A 17,419-nucleotide genomic window follows, 5' to 3' on the forward strand; every position below is an offset into this window, starting at 1 on the left:
GCTTGCGAGCAGGACCTTCCCCCACCCTTGCAGGTTTTGCCGCATCAGCCGGCGCTCTCTGACCTGCCACTGAGTTTTTCCTCCACCTGGAGTTAGAGTCCGGCTCTCGATCGAAGGACGGACAGATGAAGCGAAAGCGATTTACGGAAGAGCAGATCATCGGGGTTCTACGCGAGCACGAGGCGGGTGCGAAGGCAGGTGACCTGGCCCGCAAGCACGGGGTCTCTGAGGCGACGCTGTATAACTGGAAGGCGAAGTATGGCGGCATGGACGTGTCCGACGCCAAGCGCCTGAGGGCTTTGGAAGACGAGAACGGGAGGCTGAAGAACCTGCTCGCCGAGCAGATGCTGGAAGCCTCGGCCCTTCGCGAGCTCCTGTCAAAAAATGGTAGGGCCCGCCGCCAAGCGCGAAGCCGTCGCGCATCTGCAGGCCGTCATGGGTCTGTCGGAGCGTCGGGCCTGTTCCATCGTCGGTGCCGATCGCACGATGATCCGCTACCAGTCGTGCCGGGCGCCGGAGACCGAACTGCGCGGCCGGCTGCGCGATCTCGCCAACGAGCGCCGGCGTTTCGGCTATCGGCGCCTGTTCATCCTGCTGCGGCGCGAGGGCGAGCCATCAGGGATCAACCGCATCTATCGGCTCTACCGCGAGGAGGGGCTGACAGTGCGCAAGCGCCGGGCGCGGCGACGCGCGGTGGGCACGCGGGCGCCGATCCTGGTCGAGGCGAGGCCGAACGCGCGTTGGTCGCTGGACTTCGTGCACGACCAGTTTGCCTGCGGGCGGCGGTTCCGCGTGCTCAACATCGTCGACGACGTGACCCGCGAATGCCTGGGCGCCATCCCCGACACGTCGATCTCCGGTCGTCGGGTGGCCCGTGAGCTGACCGATCTGATCAGCCGTCGCGGCAAGCCGGACATGATCGTTTCCGACCACGGCACGGAGTTCACCTCGAACGCGATCCTCGCCTGGTCGAAGGATCATCGCGTCGAATGGCACTACATCGCGCCGGGCAAGCCCATGCAAAACGGTTACGTCGAATCCTTCAACGGCCGGATGCGCGACGAACTCCTGAACGAGAGCCTGTTCTTCGGCCTCGACCACGCCCGCAACGCCATCGCCGAGTGGCGGCAGGACTTCAACTCTGCGAGACCTCATTCCTCGCTCGGATACCAGACCCCGGCGGCCTTCGCCGGAACTCTCGCCGCAACCGCCTCCGACGCTTCGCTCGATAAGGGCTTCGCGTCTCCACCGGTTGCTCGAACCGCGCCCTACGGCGTAACAGAAACGGCCAAGGCTCTAACCGCCGCTGGATGAAAGTTCAGTGGCAGGTCATCTCCTGCAGCTTTTTTCCACGGGAAACGACTGCGCAATCTCGACTATCACGTGATCGCAAGCTGCAGGGCGCAACGGCCGGCGTTTCCGACACGGTTCGGGATCTAATAACTTGATTAAGGCCTAGCATGTCTCTTCTTCTCGAGTGACCTACGCTGACGACCTTGAAGATGACGAAGAGCTTGCACGACCTTCTTGGTCATCTCGTCGTAGATGGTCAAACTCGAGGCGACGCGGCGCGGCGCGGGCAGTGGCTTCTCGCTGACCCTTGATGCGATGCGTATGGCACGAGCTTGTCGCTTGCGAGCCGCGTCCATGGCTTCGAGACCTACTACACCGGCCTGGAGAAACTTCGTCATTCTCTTCGTCTCGAAATCCTCCTTGACTGCCCGCAGGTGCGGCTTCTCTGTTTCGTCTACTTGCCGGAAGGTGGGCAGTCGGAACTGGAAGAATGAACCCTGTAGCGTTTGAAAACGGAACTTCTCCAATTCATTGAGTTTCCGTAAGCCGAGCTCTGACAGCTCCTGCTCGAGCATTGTCACTTCGAGACGAACGCGAACCTCATCCTCCGGGAGCTTAAGCACCGCCCCGGTCGTCTTGTTCTGCTGATCAATCCGCTTCACCATCAAGCGCCACGAGGACGATGAACCCGCCGCTCCGGTGTAGTAGGTAGAGTCGATGGTCGCCGGGATGTCCTTGTCGTTGCGCATCAGCAGCTCGTCATCAAGCCTTCGCACCCCCTTCTTCGAGGCAAGAACATGAACTGTCCTTATCTCACCACGCTGATCTGTGGCGACGAAGCGAGGTCTATCGTCCGGCTGGCTCATGACGTCCCGGCTTGGCAGGTGTGTTCGGGCTAAAACGCCGAAGAGCTTCGCGAGCGCCTCTTCCGAGAACTTCTTCGGCTTTATGTCTAGGCTGATTTCCAGTCCTACCAGCTCCGGTTCAGCGACGAGCGTCCATCTCGAATTCACCGCCTCTACCGCTTCGATGACATCGCCCAGCAGCGGCTCCTGGAATCTGACAGTGAACTGCTGCCCTGCAGCCCCTCCCGCCGATGCAACTTCTCGAACCCAAAGGCGCTCGCCAGTCAGCTTCTCTAGATGATCCTGGATCCATTTCCACTGCGTCACGCCGGCGATAACAATCCGTAACTCGAGCCAGTCGATCACCGCCCGGCAGGTGTAGTCACCAAGGTCTATCTCCGGCTGTAGGACATACCGGCCTTTGAAGCGCGCCTGCTTCTTTTGGAGTTCGGCACGGCGGAAGTTCAAACGGTAAGTGGTCGTGGAAGCTGATGAAGTCAGTTCGGTGCTGACGAGCTCGCTTTGGGCACTGAAGGACATTCGCAAACCATGAATCAGTTCCCCGGCACATAGACGCTCACCAGCGCGAAGTCAGCGCTCTCGAGCGTAATTGTTGCGCTCGAACGGCCTCGGAGCCAGCCAGCGGGCAACCTCGTTCGAACCAGAGCATAGCAGCAGCAGCACGCGGATGCGTTTGAGCAAGCCGGTTAAGTCTATATCTTCGATCGCCGCCAGCCGGCTCTCCGTGCCTCGGCTTCCGAACAGAACCAGCGTTCACCCCTCCAGAAGGAAATCCAGGTGCGCGAGTAGTAGCGTTGTCCTGGCATGTGGTAAATGCGCTCTCCGCTCGCGCTGATGTTGCCCTTTAACGTTGCAGCCAGCGGCTAACGACTTTAGCGGCAGAAGGTCGCCCAGCGAGAGTGTCCCGCTCGTGTATGCGACGCCGGCAGCACCGCCGAAGAGCAACGGCATCATCGGTAGCGAAGTGGATCGCCGCTGACGCCGCGCGCGCGTCCATTCTGATCGAGATCTGCGTCGCGGGACCATCTGGCGATTGTGCCACATGCCGGTTGATGCTGTCCGAACGCGCTACGCAGCATTTTAGCGATGGGAGCGCCTCCAGCAGAATGGAAGTGCAATTCCCGTGTCATAAAGCGCCGCTGGTGAGCGTGGAGGTTCTCGATGCTCTCTGACAGCGGATAAACGCTCACGCTCGCCTGTGAACTTCTATGGCCGATTGGCTTCTCGACCACTACGCTGCAAAGTCGCTCCGAGACCCGCCGCTGCCAGATCCAGACAGTGCTTGAGCTTTTGACGTCCGATCGTGCACAACCAACTTCGGACGAGGAGGATGTCATGGATCTCGCACTTTCTGGAAAAGTCGTGCTCGTCACGGGCGGCACGAAGGGCATTGGCTTCGCCTGCGCACGTGCATTTGCCGAAGAAGGGGCGCGGGTCGCGGTAGTCTCCCGCTCACAGGCGAACGTCGACAGAGCGTGCGCCGAGCTGAATGGGGCCATCGGCTTTGCCGCTGATCTGGCTGACGAGCAGGAGGCCGTGGGAGTAGTGGAGCAAGTCGAGAGGGAAATCGGGCCGCTCGACGTCCTCGTCAACAGCGCTGGTGCAGCCAAGCGAACACCGCCAGACGAGCTTACGCCGGCACTGCGATGGACGCGAAGTATTCACCTACGTCAACTTCATCGATCCGGTGGTCAAACGAATGGCTGCTCGGAAGAGCGGCGTAATCGTCATCGTGATTGGCAACGGCGGCAGGATCGCCTCAGCGATCCACATACCCGGAGGTGCAGCGAATTCGGCGCTGATGCTCGTCACCGCCGGCTTGGCCAATGCCAAAGCCGGTCAAGGTGCTCTTGTCGTGGCGGTAAATCCCGGCCTCACTGAAACTGAACGCGTCTCGGAAGGTCTGCAGGCAGATGCGCGGCTTGCATCGATCTCCGAGAGCGAGGCGCGAGAGCGAAGCATTGCGCGTATTCCGCTTGGCCGTATGGCCGACCCCGTTGAGACCGCGAGCGCTGTGCTGTCCCTGGCGTCCGGTAGAGCGAGCTACATCACCGGCGTCTCGATCACAATGGACGGACCGACGTCCCCGATGGTGATGTGATCGCCCTAGATGACGCGACGATCGCGCGACTGGCTTCTGGCGTCGTCCTGTCGCCGAACGGATGGCGCTCCTGACCGGAGGAGCCAGTATCCGAAAAAGGCCGGATTCCTTGCGGCAAGAAAGCTCGCAGCCTTCTCGATGCGCCTTTTCTTTTCAAAGCCTGCGGGCGCGCGTCGCCCTCGGGCGGAAGAGATCTTCCGAAGATACAGCAGGAGAAAAGAGATAGCCTTGGGCAACGTTGCAACCCATAGCCAGGAGCAGCTCACGCTGTTCTTCGGTTTCCACCCCCTCCGCCACGATTGCGAGGTCTAGGTTCCGGGCAAGTCCCACGATGGACGCCACGATCGATCGTGCACGCGCATCGTCGGCAAGCGGCCCGATGAAGTTCCGGTCGATCTTGATGATGTCGACAGGAAACTCGATCAGGTGCGTCAGAGATGCAAAGCCGGTGCCGAAATCGTCGAAGGCAATCTTTACACCTTCTTGGCGCAGCTGTGCACAGACAGCGCGGACTTCGTCGGCCGAGCGGGACAGGACCGTCTCCTCGGTGATCTCCAGCTGAATATGATATGGCGCAAGACTGTGCCTGGAGAGATTGTCTAGAAGGTCGTTGACGAACATCTCGTTGCGGAACTGTTGCGGGCTCATGTTGATCGCGATGTGTCCGAACTCCACGCCTGCCTTGACCCACTCGCCGGCTTGCCTTAACCCCTCGGCAAGCACGAATGCACCCGACTCGCCCGACAGGATCGTGTCGTCGAGCGCCGCGCGGAATTCGTTCGGTCCGCGCAAGACCTCCCCGTCTCGCCAGCGAAGCAGCGCCTCGACCCCGACAAGCTTGCGCTCGCAGAGCTGAATTTTTGGCTGGTAGTGGAGCTCGAAGGCGCCTTGCTTCAAGGACTCGCGCGCGCGAGCAATTGTATTCACCTTGCGGGTGGCATCCAACCGCAGCGTATCGGTGAAGAATTGGTGTCGGTTTTCCCCTTGGATTTGGCCGCATAGAGCGCGAGATCCGCTTCGGTCATCAGCAATGCCGGGTTGGCGGCTGGGCGGTCGAGCGAATGGGTTATGCCGATCGAAACCCCGAGCTGAAAGCCTTGCTCATCCCAGGACAGGGGTTCCGAAACCTTTAGCAGCGTCCAAGTCGCGAGCGCTTCCATGTGCAACTTATCGGTCGCCTCCATGAACATCGCGAATTCGTCACCGCCAACGCGACCGATAAATACTTCGGAGGGCATTGCGCGCAGCCTACGGCCAATCTCACGTAGACAAGCGTCACCGGCGTTGTGGCCTGAAGTATCGTTCACATCCTTAAATCCATCGAGGTCCAGCATCATTAGGCATATTGGCCTTCCTTGGGACGACTGTTCCTCCATTTTGGCCAGTAAGGCGGAGCGGTTGAGAAGGCCCGTCAATGCGTCGTATTCAGCCACCTTGCGCAGCGCGATCCGTGCTTCCTTTTCGGCCGTAATGTCCTGCTTCAGCCCGAGACGCCGGATCGGCACACCGTCTTCGTCGAACTGGACCGCGCTGCTTATTCGCGCATGCCGCGGTGCGTTCTCCGCGGTGAGGAATTCTACCTCGATCTCGTATGGCGAATTTTCCTTGTAGGCTCGCTCTACCGTTTCGTTCAGCCTCGCCCACTCGCTGTCACTGTAGAACCGCCGCAAGGTCTCGTCTGTAATCTCGACATCGATGTCGATCCCGTGAAGGGCGTAGAGTGACTTGCTCCACCTGTAATTGCCGGTAGTCAAGTCCCTTTCCCACGCTCCCATGTTCCCCAGCCGGTAGGCATCCTCCAGCAGCTGTTGATTTACGAGCAACTCTGCATTTCTTTCGGCCAGCAGAACGTTCTTAAGCCTGATCTCGTCCGTCAGCTTACAGAGTTGACGAGCTTGTGCGAGCTGTTTGATTAGCGCCTCAGCGACCTGTCCGAGACGTTCTAGCGCTCGGATTGCCGTTGGCGAGAATCGCCGCGGCTTGGTATCCAGAATGCAAAGGGTTCCGACATGGATGCCCTCTTCGATCGCGAGGGGCACACCAGCGTAGAAGCGTATTCCATTTTCCTGGAGAACGAGGGGATTGGATGAGAAGCGCTCGTCTTGAGTGGCATCCTCTACAATGACTTTCGAGCCCGTCGCGATGGCATGATTACAAAATGCGTCTTCGCGTCTCGTTTCTCGCATATCCAGGCCGTGAACCGCCTTGAACCATTGGCGGCTTCGATCGATGATACTGATCAAGCTGCCGGATACACCGAACATCTCACTGGCATGCATGACGAGCGCGTCGAACTGCGGCTCGAACGCTGAGTCGAGAATGCCCAATTCCAGAACGTGTTGGAGTCGCACCGTCTCGTTTTGCGGGACAGGAAACATGGTAGCCCCCAAGCGTTGAAATCGCAGGATCCGTCCTATAGCTAAAATGACCGTTAAAGCAGAAGCTTACGCTGCGGCACTCGGTCGTTCCGCGCGACCTGCTGAGAGGGAATCTTCATATGCGTAATTTCGGAGCACCGCTTTGGCCGAGGTGGGACGAACGCGAGATAAATGGCCCCGTGGCGGAGGGCGTCATATCAAAACCGGCTTCATTCTAGATGACGGCGAGGATTATTGGAAAGTCGATTGGGAGCTCGCTGACGAGCGCGGTGATTTGTCGATTATCCTGACAGAGCGAGATGGTCGGAGTCAGCCAGCGATCTCCCTGAGCGTTTATGGCTGGGTCAACAACCATCAGCCTGCTTCGAGCGACGCAGAGGTCCGGGTTGGCCGAAAAGAAGAAGGCCTGCCGGGGGGACTCGGCAGGCCTTTGTTCGTCGGGCGCGTGCGGGCTTCCCGACTGAGAAAGATGATCGGCGGGATCATCTGTGGATGCCACATAGTTTGCCCGCAATCCGATTCGCTAGGCACATCGCTGCAACGCAGCTATGCAAATTCGCCGCATCCACTTGAGAGTGTCGACCGGAAGGTCGGGCAGTCTCTTTTTTGCGCCACAAACCCGCCACTCGCGCACTCGACAGGATTCGAACCTGTGACTTCTGCCAGAGGAGGGCCGCACTGCCCTTGCCGCGCATTCGCCAGCTGATGCGCGGCAAGGCATCGGTTATGAAGCACCTATGCCGCGTCGGTTCATCCGGCACGTCCCAAGCTGCGGAATAACAGCCGCGGCCGGGCACCCGTAGCTCAGCTGGATAGAGCGCGGCCCTCCGAAGTGACCAAGCTTGATCTCGGTTTCGACAAACCCTCCTAGGCGGTCCCGGTTTTCCCAAATCGATGCATCGTGGACTAACGTTTCCGGCACGAAACCGCCACTCTTGTGAACTCTGACCCCGCTTCTGTTGCAAGAGAGCGAGGAAGGACGCTGGTGACGATCGGGGGAAATCGCCACCAGCGGCTTGGGGTCGGCATCCGGGCGAGAGATGCCGAGGCCTGGAGGCAACGGGCGAAAAAGAGGACGGGTTTCGCCGGGGAATGCTTCCAGGATCTGTCGATGCGGATGATGCGAACTTGTCAGATCGCATCATGCATCAAAGGCCGTTCACATCCTCCACGGTGCGGTGTTCCATGCCCGGCCAGTTGGCTTCGGCCTTGGCGATCGTGCCGGCCTTGTCCTTCTTGTAGGCCTCGAAGACATCGGCGTTGAGGAAGAGGTAGAGCTTGCCGTCGACGACGTCGGCGAAGCGCGGGCTGCCGTCCAGCTTCAGGCCCTTGGCGACGCCGAAGGCGCAGAAGCCGCCATATTGCGGGATGAAGGCTGCCGGATCGGCCTTGAACCGCTTCATCGTTTCCTTGGACGAGAAGTAGTAGGCGACATTGTCATGCACAACGGTGAACTTGGCGTGGCCGGGGGTCACGTCCAGGCCGGAGAACAGGGCGACGGAATCGTTGCCGCGGAGCGCAACGCCCTGGCCGTCGACGGTGGTGCCGGTCGAGACGTTGTATTCGTCGGCGGCGAATGCGGCCGAAGCGCCGGAGATCGTGCCGATGACACAGGCAATCGCCATGACGGTGTTCAGGTTCTTCATGTCAGTCTTCCTTTCGGTTTGCGCCACGCGGGCGTCCCGGGTGAAGCCGCCGGCGACATGCCGTCGGCATGGACCGCCGGACATCCGGCGGCTCCGGCGCAAACAAAGACCTTGAAAGGCGATTGCGGCGCCGAACTGATCGGACCGGCCGGAAAACGGCACGATCGATCCCTAGACCGCGAGGAGGTCCTCGCCGGCCGCACTAGCCCGATCGGGCCGGCGGAAACAGGTGGTGCTTGCGCGGCCCTAGAGGCCGAGATCGCTCAGGCCCGGATGGGTCTCCGGCCGCGGCCCGGGGGGCCAATGGAACTTCCGCTCCGATTCGCCGATCGGCGCGTCGTTGATGCTGGCGACGCGGCGGCGCATCAGGCCGCGCTCGTCGAACTCCCACAATTCGTTGCCGTAGGAGCGGAACCAGCTGCCGCTGTCGTCGCGCCATTCATAGGCGAAGCGGACGGCGATGCGGTTTTCGCGAAAGCCCCAGAGCTCCTTGGACAGGCGGTAATCGAGCTCGCGGTCCCATTTGCGGGTCAGGAAGGCGACGATGGCGTCGCGGCCATGCAGGAACTCGGCCCGGTTGCGCCAGTGGCTGTCGGGCGTGTAGGCGAGCGCGACGCGTTGCGGGTCGCGGCTGTTCCAGGCGTTTTCTGCGAGCCGGACCTTGCTTTCGGCGTCCTCGACCTGCGTGAAAGGCGGCAGCGGCGGGCGTTCGGGTTCCATTGTCAGTCTCCAATTACATTGGCGAGCCGGGCTCGCAGCTCTTCGTTTTCGGCTTCGAGCGCGGCGACGCGGTCGTGCAGCGGCGCCATCGCCACGGCGATGTCGGCTTCGGTGTAGCGGGGAGTGATGTGCCGGGGGCAGTTCCAGTCGAACGCGGCGAGGCGCAGCACGAAGACGCGCTCGGGCCGTGCCTTGTAGTCCGGCTCCGCGACGAGCGCGGCGAGGTCGCCGTCGATCGGGACCATCTCGACATGGGCATAGATTTTCAGTCGGGCGCGGGCCGGGTAGTCGACCAGGATCAGGGCGGCGCGAGCGTCGGCGGCGAGATTGCCGGCGCTGATATACTGGCGGTTGCCCAGATAGTCGGCAAAGGCGAGCGTCCTGTCGTCGACGAGTTTGAGGAGACCCCGGGGGCCGCCGCGGTGCTGGACATAGGGCCAGCCGGTTTCCGAGGCGGTGGCCATGTAGAAACTGTCGCGCGCCGCGATGAAGGCGACTTCATTGGCCGTGAACCTGTCGAAAGCGCGATCGGCCCTGTAGGTCCGGTAGACCCGGTCGCTGCCCGCGGCCTGCTGCTCCGCGCGGACGCTGGGTGTCATGGCGATGTCGAGAAATCCGTTGGGCATGGCGGTGTCTCCGGGGCGATGACGGGCGGGTCAGAGGAGCCCGCCCGCTTCTCGCGTCAGGCGGCCTCGGCGGCGCGGACGACGGGGAAGTCGATTTCGGTCCCGGCGACTACGTTAAGCAGGTTCGTGAAGACATTCTCGGCGGCGACAGCGATGATCTCGACGATCTGGCCGTCGGAGAAACCAGCTTCGCGGACGGCGTCGATATCGGCGGCGGTGACGCGGCCGCGGTCGCGAACGACATCCACGGCGAAGCGGACGGCGGCGTCGGCTTTGGCGTCGCCCGACCGGCCCATGCGGTTGAGCGCGATCTCCTCGCCGGAGATCTTCGCCATGTTCATGCCGAGATAGCTGTGCGCGGACAGGCAGTAGTCGCAACCATTCACCTGGGCGACGGCCAGCGCGATGCGCTCGCGCATCTTCACTTCCAGCGCCTTGGAGAGCGCGGCGTTGTTGGCGGTGTAGCCCTTGAGGGCCGCGGGGCTGGAGGCGATCAGCCGGAACATGTTCGGCACGACGCCGAGCTGGCTCTGGACGGCGTCGAGGATCGGCTTGGATTCGGCGGGGACATCGTCGCGCGCCGGGATGGTCAGACGGGGCATTGCTGTTTCTCCTTTCGAGTGCCGGAACCCGGTGGGCTCCGTTCGAAGGAGGATTAGTCCATTCCAAATAGAGGGATAATCGCCTATTATCGGGAATTAGTGTCTCGAATATTGGAATAATAATGGACAGGCTCGACGCCATGCGGCTGCTGCTCAGCGTCGCCGACAAGGGCAGTTTCTCGGCAGCCAGCCGCGAGCTGGGCGTGCCGCTCGCGACCGTCAGCCGCAAGGTCAACGAGCTCGAAATGCATCTGGGCGCGAAGCTCCTGATCCGCACGACGCGCAAGGTCGCGCTGACCGATACCGGCGCGGCCTACCTGGGGTCGGCGCGGCGCATTCTCGAGGATGTCGAGGAGGCCGAACGCATTGCCGCGGGCGAGTTCCAGGCGCCGCGCGGCGAACTGACCCTGACGGCGCCGGTGCTGTTCGGCCGGCTGCATATCCTGCCGGTCGTCGTCGATTTCCTCGCGGCCCATCCGGATATCAATGTCCGGCTCGTCCTGTCGGACAGCAACCTTCACTTGCTCGACGAGCATGTCGACATGGCGGCGCGGATCGGCCGGCTGCCTGACAGCACCATGATCGCCACAACTATCGGCGCGATGCGGACCGTCGTCTGCGCCAGCCCGAAACTGATCGCGGCCTATGGCACGCCGGCGCGGCCTGAGGATGCCGCGGACCTGCCGAGCGTCAATTTCGAGTTCCTGTCGCCGGCCGCGAGCTGGCCCTTCCGGCTGGGCGAGACCGGGCGGGTGATCGATGTGGACATCGCGCCTCGCCTTTCGGTTTCGACGGCGGAAGCCGCCGTCGAGGCCGCCGTCCGGGGCGTCGGCGCAACGCGCGTCCTGCACTATCAATGCGCCGGACAGGTGCGCGACGGCGCGCTGCGGATTGTCCTGGAGGAGTTCGAAATGGAGCCCGCCCCGGTCCAATTAATCCATGCGGCACGTGGAAAGCTCCCCTCGAAAATGCGGGTCTTTCTTGATTTCGCGGTTCCCGTTCTAAGGGCGAGGCTTTTGTCGTTGTAGTTCATCAACGCTAAGCGGACACCCCGACGCGTTAGCGTGTATTTTTGATGGAGCGGTTCCGGGATATGCAGCACGCCGGCAGGTCCGGTCCTTGTCTATGTCAACCAGAACCGATTCTTCTATTCGGGCTAGCTTGGATGAGTTTCACCCAACTACGCCTGCTGATATCAACGAGAGCAGTCCAGTCGGGTCTCGGCAGACCTTCGATGCCCAAGCTGCCTATCGAAGGCAGCACTCTCCGGTCGCATCTGGCGTTTGGAAGTCCTTGATCCTGCAAGCACTCACAACAGCCCGTAGACCGTCACCAGAGCGCCTCTGACGCTCCCGGCACAATCTTGATCACACTGGCGTGGGAAAGCTCCTTGGCGCCTTCTTGAGGCCGTCCTACGCGTCATGAGGCACAATCAAGGGAGGTGCTTCATGGCGACGATTCGCAGGCTGCGCGGCAAATGGCAAGCGCAGGTCCGTCGTAAAGGAATTCCCCCGCGTGCCAAGTCCTTCGAGATGAAAGCCGACGCTGAGAAGTGGGCACGCAATCTCGAGGCCGAACTCGACCGCTGCGGAAACCTGCCGGACACTCGTCTTGCCGAACGCATGACGATCCGAGAGCTGCTGGAGCGCTACATGCGCGAGATCACGCCGCACAAGCGCAGCGCCAAGACAGAGACGTATCGGATCAAGGCGCTGATGAGACGCACCATCGCACACCGCACGCTCGCCATGCTTTCCTCTGGCGACGTCGCCGCCTATCGCGATGAGCGTCTGAGATCGGTCTCGGCGTCGAGTGTTATACGCGAGCTCTACACGCTCGCGCATGCGGTAGATATCGCAAGAAAGAAGTGGGGTGTTCATCTGGTGCAGAACCCGATTCGGATGGTTCGACGTCCTGCGCCTCCTCGTGGTCGTGATCGCCGCCTTGCAGCCGGTGAAGTGCAGCTCCTGCTCGACGCTGCTGACGCCGGTCGCAACATCTATATGCGCCCGCTGATCGTCCTCGCGATCGAGACCGCCATGCGCCAGGGCGAGATGTTGTCGTTGACGTGGAACGACATCGATCTCGAAAAGCGCATCGCGCATTTGAACTTGACGAAGAACGGCGAAGCTCGTGATGTGCCTCTGAGCCGCCGTGCACTCGCTGCGCTCGACCGGCTTCGACAGCAGCAGATCGATGACCGGGTTGTTCCCGCCAGCAAGAGCGCCGTCGAGCAAGCGTGGCAGCATCTGCGGGATCGAGCCGGACTGAGAGATGTGAGCTACTCCCCATTCCTTGGACAGGTTTCCGGGTGGCTTAAGCTACTCTCCGCGCCTGCTGATCGGTTTCGATGCTGCTGAAGTAGACCACGTCGGGCGGTTGTCCGCCATGGGCGGCGTGAGGCCGCTGGTGGTTGTAGAAGGTGATCCAGCGACCGATGCCTGCCTTGGACTGCGAGCCGGTCTCCCAGGCGTGCAGGTAGACGCATTCATACTTCAGCGACCGCCACAGGCGCTCGATGAAGATGTTGTCGAGGCAGCGTCCCTTGCCGTCCATCGAGATTCGGGTTCCGACCCGCTTCAGCCGGTCGGTCTACGCGAAGGACGTGAACTGCGAGCCTTGATCGGTATTCATGATCTCAGGCGGGCCGGAGCGGTGGATCGCCTCGTTTAGCGCCTCGACGCAGAAGTCGACCTCCAGCGTGTTCGAGATGCGACAGGCCAGCACCTTGCGGGTGGACCAGTCCATGATCGCGACCAGATAGAGGAATCCCTTGCGCATCGGCAGGTAGGTGATGTCGGCGCACCAGACCTGGTTCGGCCGCTCGACCCGCAGCCCGCCCAGCAGATAGGGATAGGTCTTGTGCCCCTTCGCGGGCCTGCTGGTGTGCGGCTTCTGGAAGATCGGCATCAGGCGCATGAGCCGCATCAGTCGGCGGACGCGCTTGACGTTCACGGCATGACCCTCGTTGCGCAGGTGCCAGGTCATCTGCTGCACGCCGTAGAATGGGGTCTCCAGGAACTGCTTGTCGATCAGCAGCATGAGGGCGAGGTTCGTTTCGGTCTCGCCCTGCGGCTCGTAATAGAACGAGGAGCGCGAGATCGACAGCAGGCGGCACTGCGCGGCCACCGACAGCACAGGATGGTTCCGCTCGATCATCCCGCGTCTCATTTCCCGCCCCAGGGTTTGAGCTTTCGTGACAAAAAATCGTTGGCGACCGCCAGCTCTCCGATCTTCGCATGCAGCGCCCGGACAGTGTCCTCGTCGACCTCAGCGGTCTTCTTGCCGCCCCGCTCGAAGATGTCCGCCGCCCCGTCAAGCAGCGCCTTCTTCCACTGGTGGATCATCGTCGGATGCACGCCATATTCCGCGGCCAACTCCGACACGGTGCGCTCGCCCTTCACGGCCTCCAGCGCTACGCGAGCCTTGAAGCCCGCGTCATGATTCCTGCGCTTCCTCATATTCTGATCTCCTCGTCCTTGGAAATCAGCAGACGTCAGTTCGTAGCTTCCGTCACTGTCCGATTTTCGGGGAGGTGCTCAGTCACACCGGATCAGAAAAAACGTCAGTCGCGAACAGCGACCACCGCCTCGATCTCGACGGTGATATTCCCCGGCAAGGAGCCGACACCGACCGCGGATCGCGCGTGCTCGCCTCGATCGCCCAACACTTTCACGAAGAGATCGGAGCAGCCGTTGATGACGGCCGGCTGATCGCCAAACTCCGGCACGGCGTTGACCATGCCGAAAAGTTTCACGATGCGCTTGATCCGGCCGAGGTCGCCGAGAACGTCTTGCATGACCGAAAACAGATTGATGCCGGTCAGCCACGCATGGGCGTAGGCTTCCTCGACGGTGACGTTCGCGCCCACCTTGCCAGTGTGCAGATACCCATTCGCCTCCCGAGGCCCTTGTCCGGACAGGAAGACGAGATTGCCCTCGCGAACGTGGGTCAGGAAATTCGCGATCGGCGGCGGCGGCGGCGGGATCACGATGCCGAGCCGCGCGAGCCGGTCCTGCGGTGTAGCCTCGAGAGGCTCCTGATGATCAACAATACTCATGCAATGCTCCAATCAGGACGTTCGGCGCCGATGCTCGCATCGGGAACGGTCAGTCGGCATGATGGCAGGCGGCCTCGGCGCCCGAGGCAACGCGGCGCAGGCCTGGACGCTCGGCACGGCAGATGTCGGTCGCGATCGGACAGCGCGGATGGAAGGTGCAGCCGGACGGCGGATCGAGCGGGCTCGGCACCTCGCCCCGCGGCACCTTGATCCGGCTGTGCCGGCGCGCGGGATCGGGCCTCGGCACCGCGTCCATCAACGTGCGGGTGTAGGGATGGCTCGGCCGATCATAGATAGCGGCCGTATCGCCGGCCTCAACGATCCGGCCCAGATACATGACGGCGACCCGATCGCTGATATGCCGGACGATGCCGAGGTCGTGGGCGACGAACAGATAAGCGAGACCGAACTCCTTCTGGATGTCGGACATCAGGTTGACGACCTGCGCCTGGATAGAGACATCGAGCGCGGAGACCGGTTCGTCGGCGACGATCAGCGCCGGGTTCAGCGCCAGCGCACGGGCAATTGCCAGCCGCTGCCGCTGACCGCCCGAGAACTTGGACGGCACGTTGCCCATCTGGTCGGGCCGAAGGCCGACGCGTCCAAACAGGTCCGCCACCTTGGCCTTGCGTTCGGCGGCGCTGCCGAGACCGTGAACGATCAGCGGCTCCTCGACGATGTCGCCGGAGCGCTGGCGCGGATCCAGCGAGCCGTTCGGATCCTGGAAGATCATCTGCACCTTGCGCCGCATCGGCCGCATGGCTCGGTGCGAAGCGTGGGTGATGTCGGTGCCGTCGAGCAGGACCTTGCCCTCGTCCGGCTCCAGAAGCCTGACGATCATCTTACCGACGGTCGACTTGCCGCAGCCGCTCTCGCCCACCAGGCCCAGCGTCTCGCCCTGCGCGATCGCGAACGAGACATCGTCCACCGCATGCACCGTCGCCGGTCGGCCGCTTATGCCGCGCGGGACGGCGAAGCGCTTGGATAGGTTCTTCACCTCCAGCAGCGTGCTCACGCGGCCACCTCCACCGGATACCAGCAGGCTGCGCGGTGACCCGGCGCCATTTCGGCCAGGGGCGGCCGGTCGCGAGAGCAACGCTCGCGAGCGCGAGAGCAGCGCGGTGCGAAGGAGCAGCCAGGCGGCAGCGCCCACAGCGCCGGAACCATACCGGGGATCTCGGGCAGCGGCTGGCGCAAATGGACATCCGCTGCTTCCGAAACATGCGGGATCGAGCCGAGCAAGCCGTTGGTGTAGGGGTGGCGAGGCGCGGCGAACAACTGCTCGGTGGTCGCTTCCTCGACGATGCGGCCGGCATACATGACCGCCACGCGATCGGCGGTCTCGGCTACCACCGCCAGATCATGCGTGATCAGGATCGTCGCGGCCCCAACGGCAGCCTGGAGGTCGCGGAACGTCTCGAGGATCTGTGCCTGCGTCGTCACGTCCAGCGCCGTCGTCGGCTCGTCGGCGATTAGAACGTCGGGATCACAGGCGAGCGCCAGGGCGATCACCACACGCTGGCGCATTCCCCCCGACATCTGGTGCGGATAGTCGTCGTAGCGCCGCCTGGGGTCGGGAATGCGAACCAGCTCGAATAGTTCTTCGACGCGCTGGCGTGCCGCCGCGGCACTGAGCCCCTTGTGCAGGCGCAGCACCTCCGCGACCTGCGGACCCACACGGATCGAAGGATTGAGCGAGGTCATCGGCTCCTGAAAGATCAGGCCGATCCGGTTACCGCGGATCCGCATGAGGCGTGCCTCGCTGGCGCCTGCCAGATCGACGTCACCAAACAGGATCTTTCCCGAGACGATCTCGGCGACCGGCTCAGGCAGCAGCCGCATGATAGCCAGCGCCGTCATGCTCTTGCCGGAGCCGGATTCTCCGACCAGCGCCAGCACTTCGTTGCGCGATACGTCGAAGGATAGGTCGCTGACCGCCTCGAAGCTGCGTTCGGCGGTGCTGAGCTCGACGGTCAGCCCCTGGACGGAGAGAAGCGGCGTCATCGCTGTGCGGCAGTCTGGCGGAGCGCCGGGATCAGCGCAACGGCGTTGTCGCGCAGGATCGCCCGGCGGTCGGCATCCGACAGGTAGTCGCTGTATTTTGTGAAGTAGGTCAGCGACTGGGTGTAGGTGCAGTAGCGGTCAACGTTAGGCGCGTCGGAGCCCCACAGGAAGCGTCCTGCCCCGAACCTGTCGAGCAACTGGCGGATGTGGACGTGGGCCCGCGGATAGGGATATTCCTGCCGCCCACCCCAGGCGATGGGATAGAGGATCTCGGCCGAGACCGGCGCCTCGGTGAGCAGCATTTCGAGGATCGGCGGCAGCGTCAGCCGGTCGTTCTCGCCGGCATAGAGAGCTGTCGGGACGCCGTGGACGAGGATGTGCCGAATGCGAGGAAAGCGCTCGACGATCCGCGCGAGGTGCCGCATCTCGTCTTCATAGGTCCCAACCGGTGAGTTGCCGGATTGAACCCAGAAGATCGGCAATCCACTCCGCTCCACGAGCGACCAGTAGGGATCATAGACCGGATCCGAGTGCATCGGTTTGTAGCCGCTGCGGAACAAGCCCGTCGTCGTGAAGTAGAAACCTGCCATGCCAAGCCGGCCGACCTCGTCGTGGAGGCGCTGGAGTTCGGTGTCCGCGTAGGCGAAAGCCTCTTCGACCTGGGCCAAGCCGATGAAACGGCCGGGATGGTCCGTCGAGGCGGCTGCAAAGTCCTCGGCAAGATTGCCGTAGATATGATCGTTCTGGAGCACCGCGGTCGCCACTCCGGCATAGTTCATGTAGGCGAGCAAGGTCTCGGCGGGCATCTCGAGATTGCTCATCCACGGCGCGAGGAACTGCACATATTGATCCTCGCCGTCGACGGTCCACTCATAGCGACCATGCGTGCCGACCCGGAAGTTCACGTCCTTGCGACCGGCCGCAGAAGGGTCGTTCGGATCCCATAAGGGCCGGTCCGTTGCGACGGAGCGGTCACCCATCCGGCGATAGGGCTGATTGCCGTGCACGTGCATGGAGCGCTGCTGATGGAGGAGATGCGTCGTCACGTCCTGAAAGCCGGCAGCGGTCGCCGCGGGCGGGAAGATGTGGGCGTGACAGTCGATGATGCCGTAGTCCATGATAG

The 17,419-nt window shown here is 62.4% G+C and carries 15 protein-coding genes and 2 pseudogenes; 4 read left to right on the forward strand and 13 right to left on the reverse strand.

From position 1 onward, the window contains the following. The first annotated feature begins 125 nt into the window (after nucleotides 1-125). Nucleotides 126-1,314, forward strand: a protein-coding gene (locus tag BSQ44_RS20010) for an IS3 family transposase (protein ID WP_114580005.1) whose coding sequence is annotated in 2 segments (ribosomal slippage) — nucleotides 126-382 and nucleotides 381-1,314 — 1,191 coding nt in all. Because the reading frame shifts where the segments join, the coding sequence is not laid out codon by codon here. Between the two features lie 134 nt (nucleotides 1,315-1,448). Here the strand turns inward: BSQ44_RS20010 and BSQ44_RS20015 are convergent. After that, nucleotides 1,449-2,678, reverse strand: coding sequence for a hypothetical protein (locus BSQ44_RS20015; protein ID WP_072606869.1), 1,230 nt, complete (start codon nucleotides 2,676-2,678; stop codon nucleotides 1,449-1,451). Between the two features lie 173 nt (nucleotides 2,679-2,851). Beyond that, on the reverse strand, nucleotides 2,852-2,965 hold the full coding sequence (locus BSQ44_RS28000; RefSeq protein WP_452039054.1) for a sunset domain-containing protein: 114 nt from the start codon (nucleotides 2,963-2,965) through the stop codon (nucleotides 2,852-2,854). Nucleotides 2,966-3,494: 529 nt separating this feature from the next. Between BSQ44_RS28000 and BSQ44_RS20025 the strand changes: the two are divergent. Then, a pseudogene (locus BSQ44_RS20025) lies at nucleotides 3,495-4,260 on the forward strand (SDR family NAD(P)-dependent oxidoreductase). 153 nt (nucleotides 4,261-4,413) lie between these two features. Here the strand turns inward: BSQ44_RS20025 and BSQ44_RS20030 are convergent. From BSQ44_RS20030 to BSQ44_RS20055, 6 genes are all read right to left on the reverse strand, one after another. Further along, nucleotides 4,414-5,205 (reverse strand): EAL domain-containing protein, encoded by a 792-nt coding sequence (locus BSQ44_RS20030; RefSeq protein ID WP_072606871.1) that lies wholly within the window; start codon nucleotides 5,203-5,205, stop codon nucleotides 4,414-4,416. Further along, a complete protein-coding gene (locus BSQ44_RS20035; protein ID WP_072606872.1) occupies nucleotides 5,184-6,638 on the reverse strand; it encodes a sensor domain-containing diguanylate cyclase in 1,455 nt (484 codons plus the stop codon). Before BSQ44_RS20035 ends, BSQ44_RS20030 begins: the two co-directional genes overlap by 22 nt. Before the next feature lie 1,148 nt (nucleotides 6,639-7,786). Beyond that, complete coding sequence (locus BSQ44_RS20040; RefSeq protein WP_072606873.1) at nucleotides 7,787-8,284, reverse strand: YHS domain-containing (seleno)protein; 498 nt, start codon at nucleotides 8,282-8,284, stop codon at nucleotides 7,787-7,789. Between the two features lie 246 nt (nucleotides 8,285-8,530). Continuing rightward, nucleotides 8,531-9,004 (reverse strand): nuclear transport factor 2 family protein, encoded by a 474-nt coding sequence (locus BSQ44_RS20045; RefSeq protein ID WP_072606874.1) that lies wholly within the window; start codon nucleotides 9,002-9,004, stop codon nucleotides 8,531-8,533. 2 nt (nucleotides 9,005-9,006) lie between these two features. Further along, the gene (locus tag BSQ44_RS20050) at nucleotides 9,007-9,630 is read right to left on the reverse strand and encodes a pyridoxamine 5'-phosphate oxidase family protein (protein ID WP_072606875.1); all 624 of its coding nucleotides are present in this window, start codon (nucleotides 9,628-9,630) and stop codon (nucleotides 9,007-9,009) included. A gap of 56 nt (nucleotides 9,631-9,686) precedes the next feature. Beyond that, nucleotides 9,687-10,232, reverse strand: a complete 546-nt coding sequence (locus tag BSQ44_RS20055) for a carboxymuconolactone decarboxylase family protein (protein ID WP_072606876.1) — start codon at nucleotides 10,230-10,232, stop codon at nucleotides 9,687-9,689. Nucleotides 10,233-10,372: 140 nt separating this feature from the next. On the opposite strand from BSQ44_RS20055, the gene BSQ44_RS20060 reads away from it, so the two are divergent. Continuing rightward, entirely contained in the window at nucleotides 10,373-11,260 is an 888-nt protein-coding gene (locus BSQ44_RS20060; RefSeq protein ID WP_335622601.1) for a LysR family transcriptional regulator, read from the forward strand. A gap of 420 nt (nucleotides 11,261-11,680) precedes the next feature. Next, complete coding sequence (locus BSQ44_RS20065; RefSeq protein WP_114580006.1) at nucleotides 11,681-12,592, forward strand: tyrosine-type recombinase/integrase; 912 nt, start codon at nucleotides 11,681-11,683, stop codon at nucleotides 12,590-12,592. Here the strand turns inward: BSQ44_RS20065 and BSQ44_RS26635 are convergent. The 5 genes and pseudogenes from BSQ44_RS26635 to BSQ44_RS20095 all read right to left on the reverse strand — a co-directional run bounded on the left by BSQ44_RS26635 (nucleotide 12,549) and on the right by BSQ44_RS20095 (nucleotide 17,414). Beyond that, nucleotides 12,549-13,693 (reverse strand): annotated as a pseudogene (locus BSQ44_RS26635) (IS3 family transposase). The gene BSQ44_RS20065 and the pseudogene BSQ44_RS26635 overlap by 44 nt on opposite strands. A gap of 104 nt (nucleotides 13,694-13,797) precedes the next feature. Continuing rightward, entirely contained in the window at nucleotides 13,798-14,292 is a 495-nt protein-coding gene (locus BSQ44_RS20080) for a RidA family protein (protein WP_072606879.1), read from the reverse strand. A 49-nt stretch (nucleotides 14,293-14,341) separates the two neighbouring features. Next, nucleotides 14,342-15,307, reverse strand: a complete 966-nt coding sequence (locus tag BSQ44_RS20085; RefSeq protein WP_072606880.1) for an ABC transporter ATP-binding protein — start codon at nucleotides 15,305-15,307, stop codon at nucleotides 14,342-14,344. Beyond that, nucleotides 15,304-16,296 (reverse strand): ABC transporter ATP-binding protein, encoded by a 993-nt coding sequence (locus BSQ44_RS20090; protein ID WP_072606881.1) that lies wholly within the window; start codon nucleotides 16,294-16,296, stop codon nucleotides 15,304-15,306. Before BSQ44_RS20090 ends, BSQ44_RS20085 begins: the two co-directional genes overlap by 4 nt. Beyond that, nucleotides 16,293-17,414 (reverse strand): amidohydrolase family protein, encoded by a 1,122-nt coding sequence (locus BSQ44_RS20095; RefSeq protein WP_072606882.1) that lies wholly within the window; start codon nucleotides 17,412-17,414, stop codon nucleotides 16,293-16,295. The genes BSQ44_RS20090 and BSQ44_RS20095 overlap by 4 nt, the downstream gene beginning before the upstream one ends. Nucleotides 17,415-17,419 lie beyond the last annotated feature (5 nt).

Origin of the sequence: Aquibium oceanicum (assembly GCF_001889605.1) — a bacterium.
Lineage (GTDB): Bacteria > Pseudomonadota > Alphaproteobacteria > Rhizobiales > Rhizobiaceae > Aquibium > Aquibium oceanicum.